Annotated in this window: 29 protein-coding genes; 9 read left to right on the top strand and 20 right to left on the bottom strand. The window is 65.3% G+C overall.

Annotated elements, in window-relative coordinates; all coding sequences use genetic code 11:
• The first annotated feature begins 44 nt into the window (after nucleotides 1-44).
• Nucleotides 45-530, top strand: coding sequence for a MarR family winged helix-turn-helix transcriptional regulator (locus AC3WJD_RS11640; protein ID WP_492746801.1), 486 nt, complete (start codon nucleotides 45-47; stop codon nucleotides 528-530).
• A complete protein-coding gene (locus AC3WJD_RS11635; protein ID WP_492746800.1) occupies nucleotides 527-1,291 on the top strand; it encodes an enoyl-CoA hydratase in 765 nt (254 codons plus the stop codon). The genes AC3WJD_RS11640 and AC3WJD_RS11635 overlap by 4 nt, the downstream gene beginning before the upstream one ends.
• Nucleotides 1,292-1,506: 215 nt before the next feature.
• On the opposite strand, the gene AC3WJD_RS11630 is transcribed toward AC3WJD_RS11635, so the two are convergent.
• A complete protein-coding gene (locus tag AC3WJD_RS11630; RefSeq protein ID WP_492746799.1) occupies nucleotides 1,507-2,277 on the bottom strand; it encodes a helix-turn-helix domain-containing protein in 771 nt (256 codons plus the stop codon).
• 123 nt (nucleotides 2,278-2,400) lie between these two features.
• Here AC3WJD_RS11630 and AC3WJD_RS11625 point away from each other — a divergent pair, with 123 nt between their 5' ends.
• On the top strand, nucleotides 2,401-2,802 hold the full coding sequence (locus tag AC3WJD_RS11625; RefSeq protein ID WP_492746798.1) for a hypothetical protein: 402 nt from the start codon (nucleotides 2,401-2,403) through the stop codon (nucleotides 2,800-2,802).
• An 18-nt stretch (nucleotides 2,803-2,820) separates the two neighbouring features.
• On the opposite strand, the gene grxD is transcribed toward AC3WJD_RS11625, so the two are convergent.
• From grxD to AC3WJD_RS11555, 14 genes are all read right to left on the bottom strand, one after another.
• Nucleotides 2,821-3,153: a Grx4 family monothiol glutaredoxin gene (gene grxD / locus AC3WJD_RS11620; protein WP_492746797.1), complete on the bottom strand. Its 333-nt coding sequence runs from the start codon at nucleotides 3,151-3,153 to the stop codon at nucleotides 2,821-2,823.
• 13 nt (nucleotides 3,154-3,166) lie between these two features.
• Entirely contained in the window at nucleotides 3,167-3,400 is a 234-nt protein-coding gene (locus AC3WJD_RS11615; RefSeq protein ID WP_492746796.1) for a BolA/IbaG family iron-sulfur metabolism protein, read from the bottom strand.
• Complete coding sequence (locus AC3WJD_RS11610) at nucleotides 3,400-3,726, bottom strand: DUF1476 domain-containing protein (protein WP_492746795.1); 327 nt, start codon at nucleotides 3,724-3,726, stop codon at nucleotides 3,400-3,402. Before AC3WJD_RS11610 ends, AC3WJD_RS11615 begins: the two co-directional genes overlap by 1 nt.
• Nucleotides 3,727-3,841: 115 nt before the next feature.
• Nucleotides 3,842-4,843, bottom strand: coding sequence for an NADPH:quinone oxidoreductase family protein (locus AC3WJD_RS11605; protein ID WP_492746794.1), 1,002 nt, complete (start codon nucleotides 4,841-4,843; stop codon nucleotides 3,842-3,844).
• Nucleotides 4,840-5,436 (bottom strand): 3-isopropylmalate dehydratase small subunit, encoded by a 597-nt coding sequence (gene leuD, locus AC3WJD_RS11600; RefSeq protein ID WP_492746793.1) that lies wholly within the window; start codon nucleotides 5,434-5,436, stop codon nucleotides 4,840-4,842. The genes AC3WJD_RS11605 and leuD overlap by 4 nt, the downstream gene beginning before the upstream one ends.
• A gap of 7 nt (nucleotides 5,437-5,443) precedes the next feature.
• Complete coding sequence (locus tag AC3WJD_RS11595) at nucleotides 5,444-6,277, bottom strand: N-acyl homoserine lactonase family protein (RefSeq protein WP_492746792.1); 834 nt, start codon at nucleotides 6,275-6,277, stop codon at nucleotides 5,444-5,446.
• Nucleotides 6,278-6,287: 10 nt separating this feature from the next.
• A complete protein-coding gene (leuC, locus tag AC3WJD_RS11590; protein WP_492746791.1) occupies nucleotides 6,288-7,718 on the bottom strand; it encodes a 3-isopropylmalate dehydratase large subunit in 1,431 nt (476 codons plus the stop codon).
• Nucleotides 7,719-7,799: 81 nt separating this feature from the next.
• Nucleotides 7,800-9,083, bottom strand: a complete 1,284-nt coding sequence (locus tag AC3WJD_RS11585) for a serine hydrolase domain-containing protein (RefSeq protein WP_492746790.1) — start codon at nucleotides 9,081-9,083, stop codon at nucleotides 7,800-7,802.
• 377 nt (nucleotides 9,084-9,460) lie between these two features.
• Nucleotides 9,461-9,805, bottom strand: a complete 345-nt coding sequence (locus AC3WJD_RS11580) for a DUF6665 family protein (RefSeq protein WP_492746788.1) — start codon at nucleotides 9,803-9,805, stop codon at nucleotides 9,461-9,463.
• Between the two features lie 31 nt (nucleotides 9,806-9,836).
• Nucleotides 9,837-10,526, bottom strand: coding sequence for a glutathione S-transferase family protein (locus AC3WJD_RS11575; RefSeq protein ID WP_492746787.1), 690 nt, complete (start codon nucleotides 10,524-10,526; stop codon nucleotides 9,837-9,839).
• Nucleotides 10,527-10,608: 82 nt separating this feature from the next.
• On the bottom strand, nucleotides 10,609-11,583 hold the full coding sequence (locus AC3WJD_RS11570) for an NAD-dependent epimerase/dehydratase family protein (RefSeq protein WP_492746786.1): 975 nt from the start codon (nucleotides 11,581-11,583) through the stop codon (nucleotides 10,609-10,611).
• Between the two features lie 104 nt (nucleotides 11,584-11,687).
• A complete protein-coding gene (locus AC3WJD_RS11565; RefSeq protein ID WP_492746785.1) occupies nucleotides 11,688-12,338 on the bottom strand; it encodes a 3-oxoacid CoA-transferase subunit B in 651 nt (216 codons plus the stop codon).
• Entirely contained in the window at nucleotides 12,338-13,045 is a 708-nt protein-coding gene (locus AC3WJD_RS11560; RefSeq protein WP_492746784.1) for a CoA transferase subunit A, read from the bottom strand. The genes AC3WJD_RS11565 and AC3WJD_RS11560 overlap by 1 nt, the downstream gene beginning before the upstream one ends.
• A 115-nt stretch (nucleotides 13,046-13,160) precedes the next feature.
• Complete coding sequence (locus AC3WJD_RS11555) at nucleotides 13,161-14,255, bottom strand: DUF2855 family protein (RefSeq protein ID WP_492746782.1); 1,095 nt, start codon at nucleotides 14,253-14,255, stop codon at nucleotides 13,161-13,163.
• Between the two features lie 74 nt (nucleotides 14,256-14,329).
• Here AC3WJD_RS11555 and AC3WJD_RS11550 point away from each other — a divergent pair, with 74 nt between their 5' ends.
• Together AC3WJD_RS11550 and AC3WJD_RS11545 are read left to right on the top strand one after the other, a co-directional pair.
• Entirely contained in the window at nucleotides 14,330-14,728 is a 399-nt protein-coding gene (locus AC3WJD_RS11550) for a DUF488 domain-containing protein (RefSeq protein ID WP_492746781.1), read from the top strand.
• A 605-nt stretch (nucleotides 14,729-15,333) separates the two neighbouring features.
• A complete protein-coding gene (locus tag AC3WJD_RS11545; RefSeq protein ID WP_492746780.1) occupies nucleotides 15,334-16,008 on the top strand; it encodes a hypothetical protein in 675 nt (224 codons plus the stop codon).
• A 34-nt stretch (nucleotides 16,009-16,042) separates the two neighbouring features.
• On the opposite strand, the gene AC3WJD_RS11540 is transcribed toward AC3WJD_RS11545, so the two are convergent.
• The gene (locus AC3WJD_RS11540) at nucleotides 16,043-16,954 is read right to left on the bottom strand and encodes an SMP-30/gluconolactonase/LRE family protein (protein WP_492746819.1); all 912 of its coding nucleotides are present in this window, start codon (nucleotides 16,952-16,954) and stop codon (nucleotides 16,043-16,045) included.
• 95 nt (nucleotides 16,955-17,049) lie between these two features.
• Here AC3WJD_RS11540 and AC3WJD_RS11535 point away from each other — a divergent pair, with 95 nt between their 5' ends.
• Nucleotides 17,050-18,723 (top strand): thiamine pyrophosphate-binding protein, encoded by a 1,674-nt coding sequence (locus AC3WJD_RS11535; protein ID WP_492746779.1) that lies wholly within the window; start codon nucleotides 17,050-17,052, stop codon nucleotides 18,721-18,723.
• Between the two features lie 345 nt (nucleotides 18,724-19,068).
• A complete protein-coding gene (locus tag AC3WJD_RS11530; RefSeq protein ID WP_492746778.1) occupies nucleotides 19,069-20,304 on the top strand; it encodes an alpha/beta hydrolase in 1,236 nt (411 codons plus the stop codon).
• Here the strand turns inward: AC3WJD_RS11530 and AC3WJD_RS11525 are convergent, their stop codons facing one another.
• The 4 genes from AC3WJD_RS11525 to thiS form a co-directional block, all read right to left on the bottom strand.
• On the bottom strand, nucleotides 20,305-22,434 hold the full coding sequence (locus AC3WJD_RS11525; protein ID WP_492746777.1) for a tetratricopeptide repeat protein: 2,130 nt from the start codon (nucleotides 22,432-22,434) through the stop codon (nucleotides 20,305-20,307).
• A gap of 37 nt (nucleotides 22,435-22,471) precedes the next feature.
• Nucleotides 22,472-22,600: a hypothetical protein gene (locus AC3WJD_RS11520; protein WP_492746776.1), complete on the bottom strand. Its 129-nt coding sequence runs from the start codon at nucleotides 22,598-22,600 to the stop codon at nucleotides 22,472-22,474.
• Nucleotides 22,601-22,671: 71 nt separating this feature from the next.
• Nucleotides 22,672-23,307 (bottom strand): protein-L-isoaspartate(D-aspartate) O-methyltransferase, encoded by a 636-nt coding sequence (locus AC3WJD_RS11515; RefSeq protein WP_492746775.1) that lies wholly within the window; start codon nucleotides 23,305-23,307, stop codon nucleotides 22,672-22,674.
• A gap of 41 nt (nucleotides 23,308-23,348) precedes the next feature.
• Nucleotides 23,349-24,338 (bottom strand): sulfur carrier protein ThiS, encoded by a 990-nt coding sequence (gene thiS, locus AC3WJD_RS11510; RefSeq protein ID WP_492746774.1) that lies wholly within the window; start codon nucleotides 24,336-24,338, stop codon nucleotides 23,349-23,351.
• A gap of 78 nt (nucleotides 24,339-24,416) precedes the next feature.
• Here thiS and aroQ point away from each other — a divergent pair, with 78 nt between their 5' ends.
• Both aroQ and accB read left to right on the top strand, forming a co-directional pair.
• Nucleotides 24,417-24,857 (top strand): type II 3-dehydroquinate dehydratase, encoded by a 441-nt coding sequence (aroQ, locus tag AC3WJD_RS11505; RefSeq protein WP_492746773.1) that lies wholly within the window; start codon nucleotides 24,417-24,419, stop codon nucleotides 24,855-24,857.
• Between the two features lie 64 nt (nucleotides 24,858-24,921).
• On the top strand, nucleotides 24,922-25,368 hold the full coding sequence (gene accB / locus AC3WJD_RS11500; protein ID WP_492746818.1) for an acetyl-CoA carboxylase biotin carboxyl carrier protein: 447 nt from the start codon (nucleotides 24,922-24,924) through the stop codon (nucleotides 25,366-25,368).

Genomic DNA, 25,368 nt, shown 5'->3' with positions numbered 1-25,368 from the left:
TCCGCCGCCGCCGCCGCTTCCGGTATTTACTTCGTACGCGAAGTATGTATTACGCATACGAAGTAAATACCGGACTGAGTCGTATGGAAAGCCGCGAAGCGCCGATCCCCCATCGAAGGTTCATCTACCTGCTGAATGTCGCGCAGCGCCGTGTGCAGATGGCTGTACAGGGTGACGTAGAGGGAAAAACGCCGGCACGTGCGGGCTTACTGATGGCACTTTCTCCCGATCGGGGCACGCCCATGGCCCAACTCGGGCAGAAGCTCGATCTTGGAGCCGCCGCCCTTTCGGGCCTGATCGACCGGATGAATCGCGCCGGGCTCATCGAACGCCACCCTGATCCCGCGGACGGACGCGCCTGGATCATCGCGCCGACCGAAGCAGGCCTCGCCGCACGCGAGGATGCGATACACGGCGCCCATACGCTGAATGCGCGGCTTTGCGAGGGCTTCAGCGAGGCCGAACTCGAAATCGTCGCGCGCTGGCTTGAGGCCGTCCGCGACAAGTTTCCAAAGGAGAATGACAAATGACGGAACACGTCAAAATCACGATGGCCGACGGTATTCTGCACCTGGTAATGGATCGCCCCGACAAGAAGAACGCGCTGACCGACGCCATGTACAAGGCCTTGGCCGACGCGATCGAGGCGGCTGAGACCGACGCCCAGGTGCGCGTGGTGCTAATCCGTGGCGAAGGCGACATGTTCACCGCAGGCAACGATATCAGCGAGTTCGCGGCGATCGCGGCGGGGAACGATGGTCCGCGCAGCGTCACGCGCTTCCTGCACGCCCTCGCCACCGCAACCAAGCCGCTGGTGGCCGCGGTTCACGGGCGCGCTGTCGGCGTCGGTACGACGATGTTGCTCCATTGCGACCATGTCGTACTCGCCGAGGACACTCAGCTCACCACGCCCTTCGTTAATCTCGCGCTCGTACCCGAAGCGGCGTCGAGCCTGTTGCTGCCCAGCCGGATCGGTCATGTCCGCGCGTTTTCGATGTTCGCGCTGGGTGAGCCCGTCAATGCTGCGGACGCGGTCGCCTGGGGCCTTGCCAACAAGGTCGTGCCGCTGAATGAACTCGTCGCCACATCCGAAGCCTTTGCCCGGCGGCTGGCGCTGCAGCCGCTCGGCGCACTCGCCACGACCAAGAAGCTGATGCGCGCTGCCGAGACGATTACCGCGCAGATGGAGGCCGAAAGCGCACAATTCGCCGCGCGCCTGAAGACCGCCGAAGCACGCGAAGCTTTCTCGGCCTTCGCCGAGCGCCGCACGCCAGACTTTACGCGTTTCTGATAGCGGCGCCGGATGTCGGAAAGCTTTACAAAGACGCCGCATGGTTAACGCGCGTGAACCATCGTGTTGCTTCAAATTCCGCCATTCGTTCGAACTGGCACGCGTGATGCTATAATAAGAGCGTTCCCGATGGGGCATGGTCTCCAGCCATGCCCCGACTTCATACCGGCGGGTTGGTGCTTCCCTGGTCTCGCACCACCCGCCACCCCCGCTCCTCACAATTTCTGCAAGATCGCAAGCGTTTCGGCGTCGGCGGGCAGGAAGGATTCGATCGCCAGCTCGGACAGTGTGACGTCGACGGGCGATCCGAAGACCGCGCTCATGCTCAGCATCGAAAGACGGCCGAGCGGCGTATCAAGGATCATCGGGATGGCGAGCGGATAGGCGGAAGCCGCTGCCGTCGTCTCGCCACCCGGATAGCTGCGCAGTTCCTCGAGCAAGGCGCCCAGTACGGGATCGGCGCTTGTTTCGATCTGTTCGCGCAATCGCTGAAAAAGTGCCGCACGCCATTCGGCGAGGTTGACGATCCGCGGCGCAACACCGTCGGGATGCAGGCTGACGCGCAGCGCATTGATCGGCGGCACGAGAAGATGCGGCGCCACGCCGGCCATCAGCGCCATCAGCGGCGCATTGGCGTCGACGATGTTCCAGTGCCGGTCGATCGCCAGCGCGGGAAAGGGCTGATAGGCGGCGAGCACATGCGAAATCGCCTTGCGCGCGGCCTCCATCCCGGCACCGTCGAGGCTCTTTTCGGGGTAGAGTGGCGCGAAGCCCGCCGAGACGAGCATTGTGTTGCGCTCGCGTGGAGGTACTCCGAGACATTCGGCAAGGCGTAGCACGAGTTCGCGGCTGGGGCGCGAGCGGCCCGTCTCGACGAAACTCAGGTGGCGCGGCGAAATCTCGGCGTCGAGTGCGAGGTCCATCTGGCTCTGTCGGCGATGTGCGCGCCATTTGCGCAGTTCGGATCCGATATCGATCTGTGTCATGGCAACGGGTCTAGCACGATGCCGAGGCACTACCATTACCTATCAGGTAATCGACGCCATTACCTGCCCGGTCGTATCTCCACTTTCGACCCCATTACGGGATCACCTCAATGGAGACCGATCATGGACAACAGTCTTTTCCTGCGCCGCATCTTCAAGCTCGATGCGCTCACCTGCTTTGCCTGCTTCGCGCTGCTCACCGTGGGCGCGACGCCACTCGCACCGCTGCTCGGGCTCGATGCACTGTTCATCCGCGTCGCCGGGCTGCTGCTCCTCCCCTGCGCCGCGCTGTTCCTGTGGCTGGGCACGCGCACCCCGCCCCCGATCGCGCTCAGTGTGATCGCGATCCTCGGCAATCTGCTGTGGGTGGCGGAAAGCGTCGCGGTGATGACAACGCGGCAGGAGACGCTGACCGCGCTCGGCACCGCGTTCGTCGGCGCACAGGCGGCCGCAGTGCTGATGCTCGCGCTGCTCGAATTTCACGGCGTGCGGATCATGCGCCGCACGCCGGTAACCACGCAATAACGACCGGGGTCGGCGGGATCAGCCCGCCGGCACCAGTCCCTTGTCGGTGAGGAGCTGCTGCAGCTCGCCCGCCTCGTACATTTCCATCATGATGTCCGAGCCGCCCACGAACTCGCCCTTTACATAGAGCTGCGGGATGGTCGGCCAATCCGAGAATTCCTTGATCCCCTGGCGGATCGCCTGATCCTGGAGCACGTCGACGCCCTGATAGGCGACGCCAAGATGGTCGAGGATTGCGATCGCGCGACTGGAAAAGCCGCACTGCGGAAAAAGCGGCGTGCCCTTCATGAACAGCACCACGTCATTGTCGGTGACGATCTGGCCGATACGGGCCTGGCTATCGTCGGTCATTTTGCAATTCTCCTTAGTCGGGCGTCGCCGTGGTGAGCTGAAGTGCATGGAGCACCCCGCCCATCCGGCCGCCCAGCGCGGCATAGACCGCGCGCTGCTGGTTTACCCGGGAAATGCCCCGGAAAGTTTCACTTACCACCCGCGCGGCATAGTGATCGCCGTCGCCGGCAAGGTCGGTGATCTCGACACGCGCATCGGGGATCGCGGCCACGATCATCGCCTCGATTTCCGTCGCCGCCATCGGCATCAGGGCTGCGCCTCGATGAACTGGCGGCGCGCCTCCACCGTCTTTTCCTCAAGCGCGGTACGAACCGTGCCCTCGTCGACCTCGACGCCCGCCGAGGTCAGGTCGCCCAGAACCTTGCGGATCACGTCGCCGTCGCCGGCTTCCTCGAAATCGGCCTGAACCACGGCCTTGGCGTAAGCCTCGGTCTCTTCCGCGGTCAGCCCCATCTTCTCCGCGGCCCACTGACCGAACAACCGGTTGCGACGCGCGATGATCTTGAAGAGCGTGTCCTGGTCCATCGCGTATTTCGCCTCAAAGGCGCGCTCGCGGTCGTCGAAAGTGGTCATGTCGATCCCTTGGCTTACGTTTCACGACTGAAATAGGAGCGTGCACGCGCGACCGCAACGGGCCAGAGCCCGCGCTACGGGTTTTTCGTGCCGGTGCCGTTCGAATCGCGAGGCCTCAGTCACCCAGCGTAACGACCACCTTGCCGATCACCCGGCGCGCCGCCATTTGCGCGATCGCATCGCCACCCCTTTCCAGCGGGAAGGTCGCGGTGACCTTGGGCGCGATCTGCCCCGTCTCCCACAGCCGGAAGAGCCGCGCGACATGCGCCTGATTGGCTTTGGGATCGCGCGCGGCAAAGGCACCCCAGAACACCCCGCAGACGTCGCAGCTCTTGAGCAGCGTCAGGTTGAGCGGCAGCCGTTGGATCCCGGCGGGGAAGCCGACGACCAGATAGCGCCCTTCCCATGCGATCGAGCGCAGCGCAGGCTCGCAATAATCGCCGCCGACGGGATCGTAGATGACGTCGGCGCCGTCGGGGCCGACCGCCGCCTTGAACTGGTCGGCCAGCGCCTTTGACTGGTCCTTGTCGAAAGGTGCGCGGCCATAGATCACGACCTCATCGGCACCCGCCGCGCGCACCGCCTCGGCCTTTTCCTCGGACGAGACCGCTGCGACGACGCGCGCGCCGAATGCCTTGCCGAGCTCGACCGCCGCCAGCCCGACGCCGCCCGCGGCGCCAAGCACGAGCAAGGTCTCGCCCTCCTTCAGCTGGCCCCGATCGACCAGCGCATGGATCGTCGTCGCATAGGTCAGCAACAGCGCCGAACCGTCCTCGAAGCTGCGGCTGTCGGGCAGGCGGAACGCGCTCGCCGCAGGGATGGCGATCTTCTCGACCATGCCACCCGATCCGGGCACCGCGATCACGCGGTCGCCGGGCTTCCAGTCGGTGACGCCCTCACCCACGGCCTCGACCACGCCCGCGATCTCGCCACCCGGCGCGAAGGGGCGCGGCGGCTTGAACTGGTACTTGTCCTCGATGATCAGCACATCGGGATAGTTGACCGCACAGGCCTTGACCGCGACGAGGATCTGGCCCGGACCCGCAACGGGGTCGGCGATCTCGTCAACGACCAGCGTTTCGGGGCCGCCAACGGCCCTGGACAGCAATGCCTTCATGCAGCGACTTCTCCCATCATCCATGGCCGCTCCGCCGCGGCCCTTTGTTCGAATGCCTCGATCTCGGCGTCCATGGTCAGTGTCAGCCCGATCTCGTCCAGCCCTTCCATCAGGCAGTGCTTGCGGAAGGGATCGATCTCGAAGGTGAAGCGGTCCTGGAACCGCGTCGTCACCGTCTGCTGCTCGAGGTCGATATGGATCGGATCGCTCTTCGCTACCTCCATCAGACGGTCGATCGCCTCCTGGGGAAGAATGACGGCCAATATCCCGTTCTTGAATGCGTTGCTCGAAAAAATGTCCGAATAACTGGGCGCGATCACCGCGGTGATCCCCATGTCGAGCATCGCCCAGGCGGCATGTTCGCGGCTCGAGCCGCAGCCGAAATTGTCGCCCGCGATCACGATCGGCGCGCCCGCATATTCGGGATCGTCGAACACATTGCCCGGATCCTTGCGCAACCGTTCGAACGCCCCCGCGCCGAGCCCGGTGCGGCTCGTCGTCTTGAGCCATTCGGCGGCAATGATCATGTCGGTGTCGACATTCTTCAGCCCCAGCGGATAGGCGCGGCCGTCGATCACGGAAACCTTGTTCATGCGATCCTCAATCAAGCGCTGCGGGGAAGACGGGCAGCTCCGCCATGTCGCGTGCGTCATGCTGGATGACGACGCGCGCGTTCAAATTCTTCGCGATCTCCTCGAACCGGTCGTGCGATGCAAGCGTGTCGGCGCGATTGGCGTTGAAACCCGGCACGCCGCGCACCGCCCGGTTCTCGCGGAAATGATACTGATCACCGGTCAGAAGCACCGCGCCGCTCTTGGGCAGCCGCACCAGGAGCGCGCTGTGCCCGGGCGTATGCCCGGGCAAAGCGAGCATCGTCACCGTGCCGTCGCCGAAAATATCGAGGTCACCCTTGACCGGGCGTACCTTGCCCTTGCCTGAAAGCCAGTGCGCAAGCTGCACGGCGGCGCGATCGTCGGGCTTCATCGCCTTGAGCGCCTTCCAGTCGCCCTCGCCGATCAGCAGCTCGGCGTTGGGGAACTCGGGGGCGCCGCCGGTATGATCGGCGTGATAGTGGCTGACCCCGACATATGTGACCGCGCCCGGCTGGATACCGTTCTCCGTCAGCCAGTCGCTCAGGCTCTTCTGCAGCGAGAGTTGCGGCGGCGCGTCCTTTGCGCCGATCAGTTCGCGGCTGAGGCCCGTGTCCCACAGGAGCAGGCCTTTGGGATGACGGATCAGGTAGCATCCGGCCACGAACTCGCGGCTCTCGCCCTTGAAGCGCATGGTGTCGGAATAGCGCGACAGGTCCTGCTTCAGCCGACCGCATTCGATCCCCTGCAGGGTGATCTTCGTTTCGCCCTGCGCCATCGCGGTCCAGGCGGCGATCCCGCTCAGGACCGCGCCGCCGAACAGCAGCACCATCACCCTTTTCACGGCATTCCCCCTATCCCATCAGTTCGCGCACATCGGTCAGCCTGCCGGTCACCGCCGCCGCCGCAGCCATCGCAGGGGACAGCAGATGGGTTCTCGCGCCCGGTCCCTGCCGTCCCATGAAATTGCGGTTGGAAGTCGAGGCGCAGCGCTCGCCCGCCGGAACCTTGTCGGGGTTCATGCCGAGGCACGCCGAACAGCCCGGCTCACGCCATTCGAAGCCCGCCTCGCGGAACACGCGGTCGAGACCTTCCTGCTCCGCCTGATGCTTGACCAGCCCCGACCCCGGCACGACCAGCGCCTGCTTGATCCCGTTGGCGACATGCCGGCCACGCAGCACATAGGCCGCGGCGCGCAGATCCTCGATACGGCTGTTGGTGCAGCTGCCGATGAAGATGTTCTCGACCGCAACGTCCTGCATCCGCGTGCCCGGTATCAGCCCCATATAGTCGAGCGACTTCTTCGCCGCCTCGCGCTTGGACGCGTCGGCGAAGCTCTCGGGATCGGGAACCGCGCCGGTCACGGGGACGACATCCTCGGGGCTGGTCCCCCAGGTGACATTGGGCGCGATATTGGCGGCGTCGAACAGCTCGACGCGGTCATAGCGCGCGCCCGGATCGGTCGGCAGCGTCTTCCACCACGCCAGCGCCGCGTCCCACGCGGCGCCCTTGGGCGCCATCGGGCGGCCCTTGAGATAGGCGAAGGTCTTTTCGTCGGGTGCGATCAGGCCCGCGCGTGCGCCGCCCTCGATCGACATGTTGGAGACGGTCAGCCGCCCCTCGACCGACATATCGCGGATCGTCGAGCCCGTGTACTCGATGACATAGCCCGTGCCGCCGGCGGCGCCGATCCGACCAATGATCGCGAGGATCACGTCCTTGGGGCTGACCCCGAAGCCGAGCTTGCCCTCGACGCGGATCTCCATCGTCTTTGACGGCTTGAGCAGCAGCGTCTGCGTCGCGAGCACATGTTCGACCTCGCTTGTGCCGATGCCGAAGGCGAGCGCGCCCAGCGCGCCGTGCGCTGCGGTATGGCTGTCGCCGCAGACCAGTGTGCAGCCAGGCAACGTGAAGCCCTGTTCGGGGCCGACGACATGGACGATACCCTGTTCGCGGTCGATCGCGTCGATATAGCGGATGCCGAATTCGGGCGCGTTCCTCTCGAGCGCGGCCAATTGCTGCGCCGACATCGGATCGGCGATCGGCAGCCGGTGTCCCTCGGCGTCGACGCGCGGCGTGGTCGGCAGGTTGTGATCGGGCACCGCAAGCGTGAGGTCGGGGCGGCGCACGGCGCGGCCCGAGGCACGAAGCCCCTCGAACGCCTGCGGGCTCGTCACTTCATGGACGAGGTGACGATCGATATAGATGAGGCAGGTGCCGTCGTCGCGTTTCTCGACGACGTGCGAATCCCAGATTTTTTCGTAAAGCGTGCGCGGTCCACTCATAGTGGGAACGCCCATAGACCCATTTCTGATTGCCGGGAAAGCGGGAAGTTTGCAATTTTCGTGCGCATCCGGCCAGCGGGACTATCTGGCCGTCATCGTAGCGCCGCCACCATGCGCAGGCAACTGGCCCAGATCGGCCCAATCGGTGAAAGCCTGCTGATAGAGCATGTCCATCACCTCAAGCTGGATGCCCACGGGCCGGTTGCTCTGCGAATTCCACAGCATCGCGATCCCGGCCTTCCTGACAGGATCGAACAGGATCAGCGAACGATAGCCGTTGACCGCCCCACGGTGTCCGACCAGCGCATGACCCGCGTAGTTATAGTCCCGCCAGCCCATCGCATAGTGCGCGTTCTTGAGCGCATAATCGACGCGCCCCCCGCCATGCGGTGTCGCGACCAGCGGCGCATGAACACGATCGAGCAGCTTGTTGGAGAGCACGCCCGGCGCGCCGCCCATCTGCGCGCGCATCCATTTCGCGAGATCAAAGATCGACGAGTTGACACCACCTGCGGCGGGCACGCGGTAGTAGTTGTCGTTCACCTCGAGCGTGTGCTGGCCGACGTGGGGCCGCGCCCAGCTCACCGCGCTCTGCAGTCCGGCGCGATCGGTGCTCGCGCTCGACATGCCAAGCGGCCCGAAGATCAGCTCCTTCGCGACCGAGCCATAGGGTTTCCCCGTCACATGCTTCACGATCTCCGCGGTCGTGTCGTATGCGACGTTCTGGTAGGTGTAGCAGGTCGAGGGCGGGCACTGCGGCGACAGGGATCCAAGCAGGCCGCGGATCATCGCGGGATCCTGGCCCGCCTCAAGCTTGTCGTCGTAAGCGTTCCGTGTAATCCCCGTGCGGTGCGACAACAGGTCGGTCACCGTCACGCGCGCTTCGTTGCCGCCGGGCAGGCGCAGCGAGGTCTGGAATTGCGCTACGGGGGTATCGAGCGAGAGCTTGCCCTGCTCGGCGAGCCGGTTGACGGTCGCGGAGGCAACCGCCTTGGAAAGCGACGCCCAGCGGAAGACCGTCGATGGGGTCACCGGATCGGCGGTTCCCGCGGTCGTGACGCCATAGCCCTTCACGAAGCGGATCTGGCCGTTCTCGATTACCGCGACACCAAGGCCGACCATGTCCTTTGACTGCACCAGGTGCTGCAGCCGCGCATCAAGGCGGGCATAGTCGATGTTCTGCGGTCCGTTGAAGGCGATCGGGTCCGCGACGAGAGCACTGCTCGTCGGCTTCAGGCCATCGGGGGCATCGCCCGCGGCCTGGCTTGGCCCCGCCTGCGCGAAGCCATAGAGAACTGCGCCGGCCGCACAGATGATGGCTGCGGGCAGGCCGAGCGTCCAGCGACGCGATCGGTTTGATGTCATAACAATCTCGCGACCCCCAAGGCTTCATTAAGCCTTTTCTATGGTCGAAGGGTAATCCTGTTTCACATTTGTTGCCAAGGCGCGCGGATTCAATCGGTCCCGAAAGACAACGCGTTCATCGCGATTGGCGCACGGCCCGCATCACGGACCCACAAATGCCGACGCCCAGGCCGCAAATCGCAGCCATCCGTCGGTTTCCCAGATCGCGAGTCAGCATGAGCCGCTTGTGCGTCTGCGGCGTGCGGCGATTGAGCAGCGCCGCCGCGATCAGCCCGCCATAGACCGGTACATCGAGCAGCGGGATCGCCAGCCAAGACAGCGGAGAGTCCAAGTGACGTAACGACGCTCGCTACCGAAACTTCCATCCCGGCCACCACTCACATAGACGGTGTCGAACTCTTGCGCGCAATTCCCAGGCGCGCCATGACTTGGGGAGGGATCGCGAAATCCTCGACGATCATCGCGCTGTTCCTGAAACCGCACAGCTCGCGCTGGACGATGAACGCCCAGACGCGCGCGGCGACTTGGTCGAGCAGCGCCTCGTGCGCCTCGCTGCCCGCCTCGCCATCGAAGCCGCGCAACGTGGCGAGCGCCTGTTCGACCTGGCGGCCGGCGCGGCCGAGCGCCTCCACCTTTTCGTTGAGCACCTCGGCTTCGAGCGCGCCAAGCGCTGCCTCGCGCGCCTGCGGGCGGATTGCGGTCAGGTGCGGACGATGGGCCATATCGCGGATATAGGCCGCCCGGCTGCGCGCGTCAGCCCGTGCTGCGATAATCCGCGACGATCTCGCCCGCCGCGGCGAGCTCGGCCTCGTGGCTTTCCTCGCGCCAGTCCTCCGCGAGCGCTGCTGTCTCCCACGCCTGCATCGCAGGATGCGCGATGACGCGATCGACCCATGCCTGCCCCGCCGCGCCGACATCGAGACCATAGCCGCGCACGCGGAAAGCCACCGGCGCGTAGAAGGCGTCGACGACGCTGAATTCGCTCCCCGCGAGCCATGGACCGGCGAAGCGGTCAAGCCCCTCGGCCCAAAGCTCGCCGATGCGCGTTACCTCGCGTTGCAACGCGGAACTTTGTGTGCGCGGCTTGACGCGCACCCCGACATTCATCGTGCAATCGTTGCGCAGGCTTCGAAAGCCGCCGTGCATCTCGGCCACCGCCGCATAGGCCCAGGCGCGCGCCGCTTCATTGCTGGGCCACACGCCAGGATGCCGTTCGGCCAGATAGAGCGCGATGCCGAGCGAATCCCAGATCGTGCGGTCGTCATGCAGCAGCACGGGCACCTGCCCCGTAGGCGAGAATTTGCGAAAATCCTCATAATTGTCGGGCTTGGTGAAGGGCTCTATGCGATCGACGAAATCGATGCCCAGCGCCTTCATCAGCAGCCAGGGCCTGAGCGACCAGCTCGAATAGTTCCGATTGGCGGTGATCAGCGTATAGGCCATGGCAGTCTCCCTTCGCGCGCGCCCCTAACCCGTTCAGCGCGCGTGACAAAAACAGAAGTGCGCACGCGATGACAAGCTGACCTTATCGTTCGCGCACCAACTCCTTGGGCGGCACATAGTCGGGATCATGGACGAAGGGCGGTTCCTCACCGCGCGCCAGCGCCGCGAGCACTTCGGCAAAGCCGATGCAGCGGACCCCGAGCAGCCGCTCCGCCTTTTCGGCGACATAGACGCGGTCGATATGCGCGGGGAGCGTCCAGCCGCGCGCGGCATAGAGTGCGCCCGCGCCGGGGAAATGGCGCTCGATCACGGTGGGCGCGTCGGCGAGGAGCGCGGCGCAGTCGTTGCGCGTGAAGGGCGTCGCTGCGGAAAGGATAAAGGTCTCGAAACCAAGCGCGGGCGCGCGCTCGAGCGCCGCGACATGCGCTGCCACCGCGTCCTCGACGGTCAGGCGCCGGTTGAGGAACTCGTTGGCCTTGGTGTTGGGGCCGTCATGATCGATCGCGTCGGCCATGTCGTCGTCCTCGGGGAAGAAACGCCCGGTGCGCAGCACGGTCACGGGTAGCCGCTTCTCGTTCCACGCGAGCCGGCAGAGTTGTTCGGCGGCGAGTTTGGTAACGCCGTAGATATTGCGTGGTTCGAGCGGCGCCAGTTCCTCGGTGATCCACGCTGCCTCCAACGCACCGCCGCCTTTGCCCGCACGGATCGCGGCCGAGATCATCAGCGATGTCGTCGAGGTGAAGACGAAACGGTCATTGCCCGCCGCCACCGCCGCCTCGAGCAGGTTGAGCGTGCCCGAGACATTGACGTCGACGAAAGTCTGCGCGGGGTAGCGCGCGATATCGGGCTTGTGCAACGCGCCCGCGTGAATGACCGCCTCCACACCATGCTCGGCAAAGGCGCGGTCGACCGTCGCGCGGTCGGCCACCGAGCCGATGATGGCTGTGTCCGCGCCGAGCGCAACGTCGAGCCCTGTCACCACATGTCCTGCCTCGCGCAACCGGGGTGCCAGGAAACGCCCTAGCCAGCCCGACGATCCGGTCAGAAGCACCCTCATTCGGCCATCCCCTCAGTGTCATTCCCGCGAAAGCGGGAATCCATGCGACGCTGGAGCAACGGCGGTATCGTCTGGATCCCCGCTTTCGCGGGGATGACACCCGATTATTGCTCGTATTTCGCCGTCGTCTTGGCCGCAACCTCTTCCGCGGTCACACCCGGCGCCAGCTCGATCAGCTTGAACGGGCTGCTGTGGTCGGCGCGCTGGAACACCGCGAGATCAGTGATGATCATATCGACGACATTCTTGCCGGTGAGCGGCAGCGTGCATTCGGGGATGAACTTGGGATCGCCCGACTTGGCGTTGTGTTCCATCACCACGATGATCTTCTTCACGCCCGCGACGAGGTCCATCGCGCCACCCATGCCCTTGATCATCTTGCCCGGGATCATCCAGTTGGCGATGTCACCATTCTCGGCGACCTCCATCGCGCCGAGCACGGTCAGGTCGATATGCCCGCCGCGGATCATCGCGAAGCTGTCAGACGACGAGAAATAGACTGAACTGGGGAGTTCGGAGATAGTCTGCTTGCCCGCGTTGATCAGGTCAGGATCGACCTCGTCGGGGTAAGGGAACGGCCCGATGCCAAGCATCCCGTTCTCGCTCTGCAGCGTCACCGTCATCCCCTCGGGGATGTTGTTGGCGACCAGCGTCGGAATGCCGATGCCCAGGTTGACATAATATCCGTCGCGCAGTTCCTTGGCGGCGCGAGCGGCCATCTGGTTACGATCCCAGCCTTTGTTTTCCTGGGCCATTATGCCGTCTCCCGCTCGCGCGTCGTCACGAATTCGATCTTCTTGTCGTAAGGAGCCCCCACGATCATCCGCTTCACATAGATGCCGGGCAGGTGGATCGCGTCGGGATCGAGGCTTCCCACGGGCACCACTTCCTCCACTTCCGCCACGCAGATCTTCGCGGCAGTCGCCATCGGCTGGTTGAAGTTGCGCGCGGTCTTGCGGAAGATCAGGTTGCCACTCTCATCGGCCTTCCAGCCCTTGATGATCGCGAGATCGGCATAGATGCCGCGTTCGAGGATATAGGTTTCTCCGTCAAACTCCTTGTGCTCCTTGCCCTCGGCGACGAGCGTGCCGACCCCCGTCTTCGTATAGAAGCCGGGGATTCCCGCGCCACCCGCGCGGCAGCGCTCGGCGAGCGTGCCTTGTGGACAGAACTCGACCTCCAGCTCGCCCGCCAGATATTGTCGCTCGAACTCCTTGTTCTCGCCGACATAGGAGGAGATCATCTTGGCGACCTGCCGCGTGCGCAGCAGCTTGCCGAGCCCCTCATTGTCGATGCCTGCATTGTTCGAGGCGATCGTGAGCCCCTTCACCCCTGAATCGCGGATCGCGTCGATCAGCCTTTCGGGAATTCCACACAGGCCAAAACCGCCTGCGCACATCGTCATGCCATCGAACAACAGCCCCTCGAGCGCGCTTGCCGCATCGGGATAGAGCTTCTTCATCGGGTCCCCTCCTGAGATCCAGTTTCGCGACGGCAATAGGCGGCGGCGCAGGGAACGGTCAATCGCGGCTCGGCTGCAATCGCGGTTGCATGAACTGCAATCATCCAAGACCTGCTTAGAGCACCACGACAATTCCCGCACGCGGATCAGCCTTGCCCGCGACGGCCTCGCGATATGCCGCAAGAGCGGCGTCGGGGCCGCTCCGCTTGTCGATGCGGAAAAGTTTGCGCGCATCGCCGATGAAACGGGTCCATGCGGTCGCAACGCGGTCGCGGAAGCCGCCCGAGCCCCAGTCGGCAGACCGCTTCTGGATCCGCCCGGGGGCGAAGAAACCCGCGACGGGCCATTTCTTGCCCTCGCCACCCCCCGCATCCCAATGCGCCTTGCCGACAATAAGGCTGAAGCGAAGCGCCTCGCCCAGATGCTCATGCACAGCGCCCGTTACCGCGCCGTTCCCCGCGACATCGACAAAAGCCGAGGGGATCGACGGGTCAATCTCGCCAACCGCATCGTAGAGTACGAGTTCGTCATAGAGCCCGGCCCCTTCGAGGAAGGCGCGGCCGCGCTCGGAGGTGAGACCAATCAGTTTCGGCCGTTGCGAGCGCTCGCGCATCGCATGTGCGAAGGACAGCGCGGTCTTGGACGAAGCGCTCGCGACGATCACCTGTTCGGCGCCATAGTCATTCTCATCCGCGAACTGGTCGGCGATCAGCCAGCCTGTCAGGTAGAGTGGCCGAAAGACCGGCCACCAGTTGTGATCCTCGGCGACATAGTCGCCCAGCGCGGCAACCTTCTGATACTGGAGATAGACCGGCGGCATGTCGGCGCGATGTGGCGCCTGGTCGACGAAGCCCGCGGGCCCGACCCGCGTCGGGGTCAGCCGGACATGGGAGGCGAGCGGAAAATAGCCGTAGAGCGTTTCGCCCACATCGATTCCCTCGACACCGGATTGCGTGACGGTCGCGAAACCCCACACAGGCACACGGCCCGCTGCGCCTTCGGAAAAGAAGTCCCAATAACCCTTGCCATTGTCGAACAGGCCGACGGGTTTTCCGAGCGCCGCATAGGTGACGTTGTTGGCAGTCATCGCGAACAGGTCCAGCCGCACTTCGATCTCGCCCGCCCCCGGCGCCGGTGCAGTCTCGTCAACAAGCACCGCCGACGCGATCGTGTCGCGATCGATGTCGATGGCCCAGCGCGCGTCATCCATAACTGCTCTCCTTGCTCCGTTCCGGGAATGGCGCATAACTGTGACAGGACAGGCGACAGACGGAAAGCAGGCTTTTGGTTTCCCCCATCCGCATCAAGCGCATCCACGAGCCACCCCAACCCGAAGACGGCGCCCGTTTTCTTGTCGACCGGCTCTGGCCGCGCGGCGTTTCCAAGGAAAAGGCCGCTCTGACCGGCTGGCTGCGTGCGCTGTCGCCGAGCGACGATCTGCGCAAACGCTTTCACGGCGCTACCGCAGGATCGGATGCGGCGTGGGACGAGTTTCGCGCCGCCTATGCCGCTGAGTTGGACGCGGGCGGCGACGAGGTCGCTGGGGCGCTCGACGACCTGGACACCGCACATGCCGCCGGGCCGGTCACGCTGCTCTATGCCGCCACGGACGAAACGCGCAACAATGCAGTGGCGCTAGTTGAATGGCTGACCCGTCGCGCCGGGAGAAAGTCGCAAACATGAGGCCGCACGGGGCGACACTTCGTTCCGCCTTGCGCTGTTACCATCCCGTCGCTTGCCCGGTAGAGTTCACTGACCATTCAGGCCACGCCGACGAGCGCTCAAGGGCATTGATGGAACGACACGGAACCCTTCTGGACTGGATGACGAAGGCGGCATTTCTGCTGGCGGTGGCGCTTGCGCAGCCCGCAGCGGCCCAATCGTCCGGATCAATCAATGACTTCCGCCTTCCGCCCGGCAATGACACCCAGTCCCCGCCCGTAACGGGACCGGTCGATTCCGGGCCACCGGTCGAGGGCACGCCACCGCCGTCATTGCCGCGACGCACCCAGGTGCCACCGCCACCGGTCGAGACCAGGACCGCGCCACCGCCGATCGTCATTCCCCTGCCGGCCCGCGTGCCGGCGGATACGCCGTCACAGCCTCCTGTTGCGGCCAGGGTGCGTGCCCCGACAGTTCAGGCCGCTCCAACCGTGGCCGCTGAACCACCCCCATCCCCTCGGGTGCCTGCCACCGTATCAGCAGAGCCGCCTCCTCCACCCGCCACTGCGCCACCGCAGGCCCCGCCGGCTGCTGACGTGAGTCCGCCCCCCTCCTGGCCTTGGGCCTTGTGGCTTGCGGGCGGGGCGCTGTTGGTGTTGTTGCTGGCGGGCATCGTGATTTTCGTTCGCCGCAGATCACGTTCCGGCGAGGAAGAAGATCTCGGGCAAACAATAGATGTGCCAGGGCTGCAGGAGGAAACAGCGCTGCCGACGCCGCAGCCAAGCACGTCCCCACCCGTCGTATCCAGCCAGCTCGATCTGGTGTTCGAACCCCAGAGCCTGATCATGGCTCTCGTCAACGCCAGGCTTTCCTACCGGTTGTCACTGAAAAATCTCGCCGATTCAGCCATCGGGCCGGTCAGCATCACATGCGACATCATCTCGGCACATGCCTCGCTTGGCACGAGCGAACAGCTCGAGTTCGGCGACGAGATCGTTGAGCCGCAGCATAGGCTTGGTCCGCTCGCCACCGGAGAGTCCATCGCGTTAACGGGCGAGCTGCAAATTCCGATCGCTGCCATCCTCCCCGTGCGCAGTGGCGATGCCAGCCTGTTCGTGCCGCTTGCGCGCTTTCGCATCACGGCGCCGGGCGCAGACGGGGGTGCATTTGGCAGCACCCGGATCTTCGTCATCGGCCAGACGCCGGAATTGCCCGGGGAAAGGCTCAGGCCGATCCGGATAGATCAGGGACAGCGCACCTTTTCACATATCGGCCAGCGCGAAATAGCGCCTTCGGCCTGACTGGCGTTTGTGATGCCCGGCGCGTGCCGGGCGACTAGGCGCCATAGTTGAGTTTCAGCCCCGGCCTCGGCCAGTCGATCGCGACGAGTCGACCGGTGCCTGAAAGCGTCACATAGGCCGTTTTCCGATCTGTTCCGCCCCAGCAGATGTTGGTCGTGAAGGGATCGCCGGTCGGCACAAAGTCAACGAGCTTGCCCTCGGGCGAGATCACCGAGATGCCCGCGTCGCCGATCGTCGCGACGCAGATATTACCGGCTTCTTCCACACCAAGGCTGTCGAAATAAGTGTAGCCAGCGGGCGAATAGAGGAAGCGGCCGCCACCTCCCGACAGACCGGCAGCCTTGGCAACCCTGCCGGGTCCCTCAAGGTCGAAGGCCCAGAGCTTGCAGGTATAGGTCTCGGCGACATAGAGCGTCTCGCCATCGGGCGAGAGGCCGATGCCATTGGGGTTTTCCAGCGGGAAGATGACCTCCTCGATATGGCTGCCATCCGCCTTTGCGTAGAAAACGCCGACGACGTCGCGCACGCGGGGGCCGGTCTTGCCGTGATCGGTGAACCAGAAACCGCCATCGGCGTCGAAGACGATGTCGTTGGGTCCGCGAAGCGGAACGCCGCCGGCATGGGTATAAAGCGTCTCGACCGAACCCGTGTTCATGTCGACGCGCTGGATCGATCCGCCCTTGTAATCTTCCGGCGTACCGTGCGGAACAAGCAGCCCCTGCATCTCGGCCCAACCGAAACCGCCATTGTTGCAGACATAGAGCATGCCATCGGGCCCGATCGCGAGGCCGTTGGGACCACCACCGGGTTCGGCCACCGTCTCCTTCGACCCGTCGGGACAGACGCGCGTGATGCTGCCAGCCGCGATCTCGACCAGCACGACGCTGCCGTCGGGCATGGCGAGCGGCCCTTCGGGAAATTTCAGGCCCGACGCGACTTCGCGCATGGCGATCATTGGCACCCTCCGCTTGTCGTTGTTGACACGAACAAGAGCAAAGGCCACCCCGGCTTGCAAAGAAAATTCTCCGGAGAGACCCGTACATGACAGCCAGAACCGGCGGCCGCATCCTCGTCGACCAACTCCTGATCCAAGGTTGCGACCGCATCTTCACCGTACCGGGCGAAAGCTTTCTCGCGGTGCTCGACGCGCTCCACGACAGCCCCGAGATCGAGACGGTGGTGTGCCGGCAGGAAGGCGGGGTGACCTTCATGGCGGAAGCCGATGGCGCGATGACGTGTCGTCCGGGCATCGCCTTTGTCACGCGCGGGCCGGGTGCGACCAACGCCTCGATCGGGGTCCATGTCGCGATGCAGGATTCGACGCCGATGATCCTGTTCATTGGCGACCTGGCGCGCGGTGACAAGGACCGCGAGGGGTTTCAGGAGGTGGATTTCACCGCGATGTTCACTCCGTTGTCCAAATGGGCGGCGCGGATCGACGACGCGGCGCGCATCCCTGAATATATCGCGCGCGCCTACGCGACCGCGATGTCGGGCAGGCCCGGACCGGTGGTACTCGCGCTGCCCGAGGACATGCTGACCGACGTCGTCGAGGCGCTCGACCGGCCCAAGGTCGTGCCGCCCGAACAGCCCGTCGACCCCGAGGCGATGATGGTGCTGGTCGATCTTTTGAAGGACGCCTGCGCGCCCGTCGCGATCGTCGGCGGGGCGGGCTGGTGCAAGGGGACGTCGCATTATTTCCGCGAATGGGCCGAGCGGGTGGGTATCCCCGTCGCGGTCGGCTTTCGCCGCCAGGATGCGATCCCCAACGACAGCCCCGCCTATGCGGGCAATCTCGGCTATGGCCCCAATCCCAAGCTCGTCGAGCGCGTGAAGAATGCGGACCTGATCCTCGCGGTCGGCGCGCGGCTGGGCGAGGCGACGACCGACGGCTATGCGCTGATCACCCCCGACCACCCCGATCAGATTCTCGTCCATGTCCACCCGGATCCCAATGAGCTCAACCGTGTCTATCGCACCGACCTCGCGATCTGCGCGGACATGCGCGAATTCGCCGAACAGGCGGCCGACTGGGAGGACGACCTGCTCGACTTCGACGCGGGGAAAGAGGCGCACGCCGAATGGGAGGTCTGGAACACGCCGGCGCCCAATGGCGCGGCGCTCGACCTCGGCCTGTGCGTCAAGGAAATGCGCGAAAGGCTGCCCGCCGATTCGATCATCTGCAACGGCGCGGGCAATTTCTCGGGCTGGTGGCACCGTTACTGGCGCTATGCCGGTCCGGTGAGCCAGCTCGCGCCCACCAATGGCGCGATGGGCTATGGCGTGCCCGCTTCGGTCGCGGCGTGCCTGCGCAATCCCGGGCGGCAGGTGATCGCGCTCGCGGGCGATGGCGATTTCCTGATGAACGGGCAGGAACTGGCGACCGCGGTGCGCTATGGTTGCGACCTGCTGGTGCTCGTCATCGACAACGCCGCCTATGGCACGATCCGCATGCATCAGGAGCGCGAATATCCGAACCGCGTTTCGGCGACCGAACTGGTCAACCCCGATTTCGCGGCGCTGGCGCGTGCCTATGGGGCCTGGGCGGCGACTATCGAGAAGACCGACGATTTCGCACCCGCGCTTGCCGAGGCGATGCGGCACAAGGGCGTCAGGCTGCTCCACCTGAAGACCGAGGTCGAGCATATCGGCGCGGGCGGCAACACGCTCGACAAGGTGCGCGCGGCGGGCCGTAAGGCGCGCAGCGAGGACTGAAAAAGCGAAAGGCCCCGTTCCAATACATCGGAACGAGGCCTCCCGCGACCCTCGGGGGGTATTCAGATCAACGCAGGCTGAGACCTGCGGATTCGGGCACTGCTGCGAACGTTTCGCGCATAGCGCACGCACCTCCCGTTCTCAGCCACCGGACAAGGGTAGAGCCCGGCGACGATGCAGGGGGCAACGGGCAGCGCCCGCCTGGGTTCCCCTGTTTGCGACAGGCGGTTGACCTTAAGGGGACGATCCGTTGATCGGGCCTTGCCGCGATGTTGCCATGTTGATGCGACAAGGCGACGTATCCCGCCGGAGGCATCGATGCGTTTACGTTCCCAAATAGTTGCAATGCTGGCGTTTGTGCTGCTCGGCGCCTGCACCACATCGGGCACGCTGCCGTTGTGGCGCACGACCGACGCCCCGCCGGGGACGCGTACGGTGATGCCCGTTTTCTTCGCGACCGACCGGATCGCCAACACCGCGCCCGCCGACAGCCCCGAATATCTCGCCCAGCCCTATGGCAGCGCGATCTCCTTCAGTCGGGCCAATCCGCTCACCTTCGGCACCGCGAGGGGCGCGATCGCGCGCCAGCCCACTTCGCTCGGCCCGTGCGAACCGGGCTGGTGGCCGCAGGAGGTAGTGACCGGCGCGGCCAAATCGCGCTTTCCGCTGCGCTCGATATCGCCGCTGGAGCGCGAGGACTTCTATGCGGGATTGCGCCAGGAGGTCGATCGGCTTGCAGCGATGCCCGCGGCGCCGTGCCATGAGGCGACGGCGCTGGCCCGCCCCGTGCGCCGCGTCATCCTCTATGTCCACGGCTTCAACGATTCCTTTGCCGAGGCAGCGGGCAACGCGGCGCAACTCGCCTATGACGTCGACGTCCGCGCCGCACCCGTCTTCTTCAGCTGGCCGACGCAGCAATCGCTGGTCAAATACACGCGCGACCGGACCTATGCGGAGCGCGCGGGGCCGCTGCTCAAGGAGCTCATCGCGGGGATCGTGGACAAGGTGAAACCCGACGAATTCTACCTGATCGCGCACAGCCTCGGCACGCGGATCACGCTCCAGGCATTGAGCGAGCTTTCTGTGGAGCGCTCGGAGCGCTTCGTACCGCTAACCGCGCTGGTGCTCTATGCCCCCGATCTCGACACGCTCGTCTTCCAGCGGCTTTTCATGAACGAACTCCCGCGTTTCGCGCGGCGTACCTCGGTCTATGCCAACACCTACGACATTCCGCTGTCGGTCTCGCGGCGCGTCAACGGCGGCTATGCGCTCGGCGATTTCGACGGCGCGCCCTTTACCGGCGCGACCTTCCACACGATCGATGTGGGGCCGGTGCGCCAGTCGCGGCTCAATCATGCGGGCTTCGAGGATTCGCCGCTGATCACGCGCCAGATCCAGGCCGACCTGCTCGGCACGCCCGTCTCCGAGCGCCCCTGCCTGTGCCGGCTGAACGCCGAGGGCGCGGTCAACCCGACGGGGAAGGAACCCTTCTACCGGATCACGCTGGGCGCAGCGGCCTGCCCCTTCGATCCGAAACGCTTTCCGCTGCGCCAGGACGCGCCACCCTGCCCCGTGCAGTGATCAGGACGCCTCCAGTTTGGCGCGCGTGTCAGCGTTTGCGGCGGCTATGCGCGACAGGAGCGACTTGAAGCGCGCATCACCCGCCAGCCCGCGCGCGAGCGGATAGTCGGTGATCGGCGCGAATATCTCCAGATCGATCGGCGTGCGATAGCCGTTCGCAATCGCGGCCTCGAGTTCGCGCAGCGCCGCCTCGCGATCGCTCAACCCCTCCCATGCCACGACGCGCGCGATCACCAGCGTTCCCTCGGGCGCGCCTGCGGTCGGTTTGGCGCCGTCGACGACATGCCTGAGAAGCCGCCGCGCCTGCCGCTGATCGCCCACCGCCTGCATCACGCCGGCCGTCAGCATCACATCATAGGGCGAGGCGTCGATCTGCGGTTCGGGCAGGAAAAGTCCCGGCTTCAGCCTTGCCATCAGGCCGTGCGCGCGCTCGAAATCGCCCGTGAACATCGCGGCCTTGGCGATCGTGTCCTCCCAGACCGGATCCCGGTTGTCGGCGAATTCGCGCTCCGCAAGCGCGAGCAGGCCGTGATAGTCGCGCGCCGCAAGCAGGCGGATCGCCCGCGCGAACCCGCCCGCGGTGGGGGATTGACCCATCGTCACCAGGGCATCGTCGAACTGCCTCTGCATCCCCAGATTGAGATAAATGTGCGCAAGCATGAAGCCCGCGGCCGCGTCATTGTCGACCGCCCGGGCGCGGCTGAGCGGTGCGATTGCGCCCCCGAGATCTCCACGCGAGATGCGCAGCTGCCCCAGGGCAAGCAGATTGGGGGTGAAATCGGGAAACAGTTCGGCAGTACTCTGATATTGGCGCTCAGCCTCGTCGAGCCGGCCGAGGCTTTCGAGCGTCGCGCCGAGCATTGTCTGCGCGGTCCGGTTGAGCGGGTCGAGCGCCAGCGCCTGGCGCAGTGCCGTCAGCGCGCGCTCGGACTGGCCGAGTGTCGCAAGCTGGCTGCCATAGAGCGTCAACGTGTCGGGATTGCGCGGTTCGCGCGCGAGCGCCTGACGTAGCGCGGCCTCTGCGATGCGATGATTGGCGGTATTGCCCGTGCGGATTGCAAGCACGCGGTGGTAGAAAGCCTTGGCGCGCAGCCCCGCGGGCGATCCCGGATCGATTGCGAGTGCCCGGGCGATTGCGGCGCGCGCCTGCTGCGATGCAACGTCGAACTCGATCGCGAGATGGTCCTGCGCGAGCTTCATCAGCGCGTCGGACAAGCCCGCCCACGCATCCGGATTGTTGGGTTCGAGTTCGGTCAGCTGCTGAAACAACGCATGCGCTGCCTGCGTATCCTCGATCCGCAGCGTGCGCAGCCGCGCACGTGCCTGAAGCTCGACCGCAATTGCCTGACCGCTGCGCGAAGCGGGCGCAGGATTGCCATCGAGCAATTGCGCCTTCAATACGCCCGCCACCGCGCGGGCGATCTCGGTCTGCACCTTCAGCACGTCGCGCATCGGCCGGTCATAGGTTTCGGACCAGAGATGAAAGCCGTCGCGCGTTTTGATCAGCTGCGCGGTGATGCGGAGCCGGTCACCGTCGCGCCGCACGCTGCCTTCGACGACATGCGCGACGCCCAGGGTCTTGCCGACCTCGCGCAGATCGATGTTGCGCCCCTTGAAATAGAAGGATGATGTCCGCCCGCTGACCTTCAGCTGCGGCAGCTGTGCAAGGCTGTTGATCAGTTCCTCGGTCAGCCCGTCGGCAAAGAAGGCGTCATCGGCGGATCGGCTGAAGCTGGCAAAGGGCAGCACCGCGACCGACCGGTCCCCCGCACCGACGCCCCCATCGCCGCCGCGCCCGGCGAGAAACTGGTATCCCATGGTGCCCGCGATGAGCAGCGCCGCAGCAAGGACCGCCCAATCGAGTCGCCCCATCCCTGGCGCGCGCGCATCGGGTGCTGCGGGCGCGGTCGGCCTGATGCCCTCGGGCGAGCGCTCGAATGCCCAGGCGATGATGAGCGCGACGGGAAGGCACAGCGCCAGCAACACCAGCGAAAAGGTCACAGTCCATCTGGGGAGGTCGAGCGCGGGGGCCACCGCGCTGACCACCTGGAAGATCACCCAGGCGGTCACGGTATAGACCCCCGCGATGCGGATGACGTTGCGGCGCTTGAGTTCGGCCAGCACGCTCATTCGAGCCTCGCCCTCGCCGCCCATCGGCCCGGCGCCGTCAGGCACGCGCTTCGAGCACCATGTTGGTCAGCGTCTCGGCGGCGCGGCGCACCGACGTGAACCCGGCTTCACGCAGAACCTCGGTCAGACGCTGCTCGCCCGCAATTTCCGGAGCCATCGTCGCCATTTCACCTCTCCCTGGCGATTGTGATGGCCGCGGACGATAGCACCGCCCGCAGCGCGAAGCGCCGGGGAAAACTACGCGCCGACCAGCGGCACGAAGCGCACCGCGCAAAGCTCGTCTAGCGACAAACTGTCGGCGCCGGTACGTGTCACCCTGACCAGCGTCTGGATGTCGTCCAGCCCACCAAGCGGCATCACCAGCCGTCCACCGATCGCAAGCTGTTGCTTGAGCGGTTCGGGGATGACGCGTCCGCTGGCCGCTACGAGAATAGCGTCGAAGGGCCCCTGGTCGGGCCAGCCAAGCGTGCCATCGCCCTCACGGATCGTAACATTGTCATAGGCGAGCGCGGCGATGCGCGCGCGAGCGAGACGCGCGAGCTCGGCATGGCGCTCGATCGCGAAGACATGGTACGCGAGCCGGCTCATTACTGCTGCTGCATAGCCCGAGCCTGCGCCCACTTCGAGCACGCGCGACCGCGGGCCGATCGCAGCCTCGGCGATCATCAGCGCGACGATATAGGGCTGCGAGATCGTCTGATCCGCCTCGATCGGGAGCGCACGGTCGCTGTGCGCGTAATCGGCCAGATCGTCGGAAACGAAATGTTCGCGCGGGACTTCGCGCATCGCCGCGAGCAGTCGCGGATCGGTGATCCCGCGGCTGGCGATCTGGCGATCGACCATGCGATCACGCTCGCGCTGGAAATCGCGCATCGGGCTTCCTTCAAGCCTCCGATGCACCACAGGATGCGCTTTTAGATGAGGCCCGCCAAGGGGCTGGAGGGATCGGCGTAGCGTCGCTTGCCCATGCGGCCCGCGAGATAGGACAGACGCCCCGCCTCGACTGCGGCCTTCATCGCGCGCGCCATCATGATCGGCTGTTTCGCCTCGGCGATCGCGGTGTTCATCAGCACACCGTCGCAGCCCAGCTCCATAGCGACGGCGGCGTCCGACGCGGTGCCGACGCCCGCGTCGACGAGCACGGGCACCTTGGCGCCCTCGACGATCAGGCGGATCGTGACGCGATTCTGGATGCCGAGTCCCGAGCCGATCGGCGCGCCCAGGGGCATAACTGCCACCGCGCCTGCATCCTCGAGCTGTTTCGCCGCGATTGGATCGTCGACGCAATAGACCATCGGCAGGAAGCCTTCCTTCGCCAGCGTCTCGGTCGCGCGCAGCGTCTCGCGCATATCGGGATAAAGCGTCTTGGCCTCACCCAGAACCTCGAGCTTGACGAGGTCCCAGCCCCCCGCCTCCCGCGCCAGGCGGAGCGTGCGGATCGCCTCGTCGGCGGTGAAGCAGCCCGCGGTGTTGGGCAAGTAGGTGATCTTCTTGGGGTCGATATAGTCGGTCAGCATCGGCGCCTTGGGATCGGCGATGTTGACGCGGCGCACCGCCACGGTGACGATCTCTGCGCCAGACGCCTCCACCGCGGCGGCGTTCTCCGCGAAATCCTTGTACTTGCCCGTGCCGACGATCAGGCGCGAGCGGAAGGTCCTGCCCGCGACGGTCCAGGTGTCATCATCCTGTCCGCCGCCGACGAAATGGACGATCTCGAGTTCGTCACCATCCTCGATCTTCACGACGGCCAGTGTCGAGCGCGGCACCACCTCCAGATTGCGCTCGACCGCGACCTTGGCGGGATCGAGCCCGAGTTCGGCGGCAAGAGCTGCCAGCGTCAGACCGGCCGCGACCCTGCGATGCTCGCCATTCACCCGGATCGAAATCGTGCCGTCGCTGCTCATCAAACCCAAACCTTTGCGTGTTCCGTTCGCGCGCCATATAGGGGGCGCCTTGGCAGTGCCGCAACCGAAAGGCTCTTCATGGCTGACGCAAAGACCGTGTTCGTGCTGAACGGGCCCAATCTCAACCTGCTGGGCCTGCGCGAACCCGAGATCTACGGGCACGACACGCTCGACGACATTGCCGATCGGCTGGAGGATCAGGCGCAGGACCTGGGCCTGACGATCGACATGCGCCAGTCCAACCATGAGGGCCACCTGATCGACTGGCTGCACGAGGCCAATGCCGAGGGGGTGAAGGCTGTTATCCTCAATCCGGGCGGCTATACGCACAGCTCGATTGCGCTGCACGACGCCATCAAGTCGATCACGGTGCCGGTGATCGAAGTCCATCTTTCCAATCCACACGCGCGGGAAAACTTTCGCCATATCAGCTATGTAGGCCGTGCAGCCAAGGGAACCATTGCGGGCTTCGGTGCGCTCTCCTATGCCCTTGCGCTGGACGCGGCCGCCCGTCTCTGACAATAGCGCCCGCAACAAGGGGTAATAAGAGGGTCGCATGACCACTGCGAAGACGAACAATACCATGCAGGTCGATCCAGCACTGGTCCGCCAACTGGCCGAACTGCTTGACGATACCAAGCTCACCGAAATCGAGGTCCAGGACGGCGAACGACGCATCCGCGTCGCGCGGAATGTGACCGTTGCCGCGGCCGCGCCTGCCGCAGTGGCTCCCGTGGCCGCCGCAGCACCTGCCGCAGCGCCCGTCGAAGCTGCGCCCGCCGCGGCGCCGGCCCATGCCAACGCGATCAAGTCGCCGATGGTCGGCACCGCCTATCTCGCGCCCGAACCGGGCGCCAACGACTTCGTCAGCGTCGGCAGCACCGTAAAGGCGGGTGACACGCTCCTCATCGTCGAGGCGATGAAGGTGATGAACCCGATCACCGCCCCCGCCGCGGGCAAGGTGACCGCGATCCTCGTGGGCAGTGGGCAGCCGGTCGAGTACGACCAGCCGCTCGTCGTCGTCGAGTAA

Source organism: Sphingobium sp. FW306-1B-F04DB (assembly GCF_058781925.1).
The sequence above is the reverse complement of the archived record's forward strand: the minus strand, read 5'-3'. Positions and strand labels throughout refer to the sequence as shown.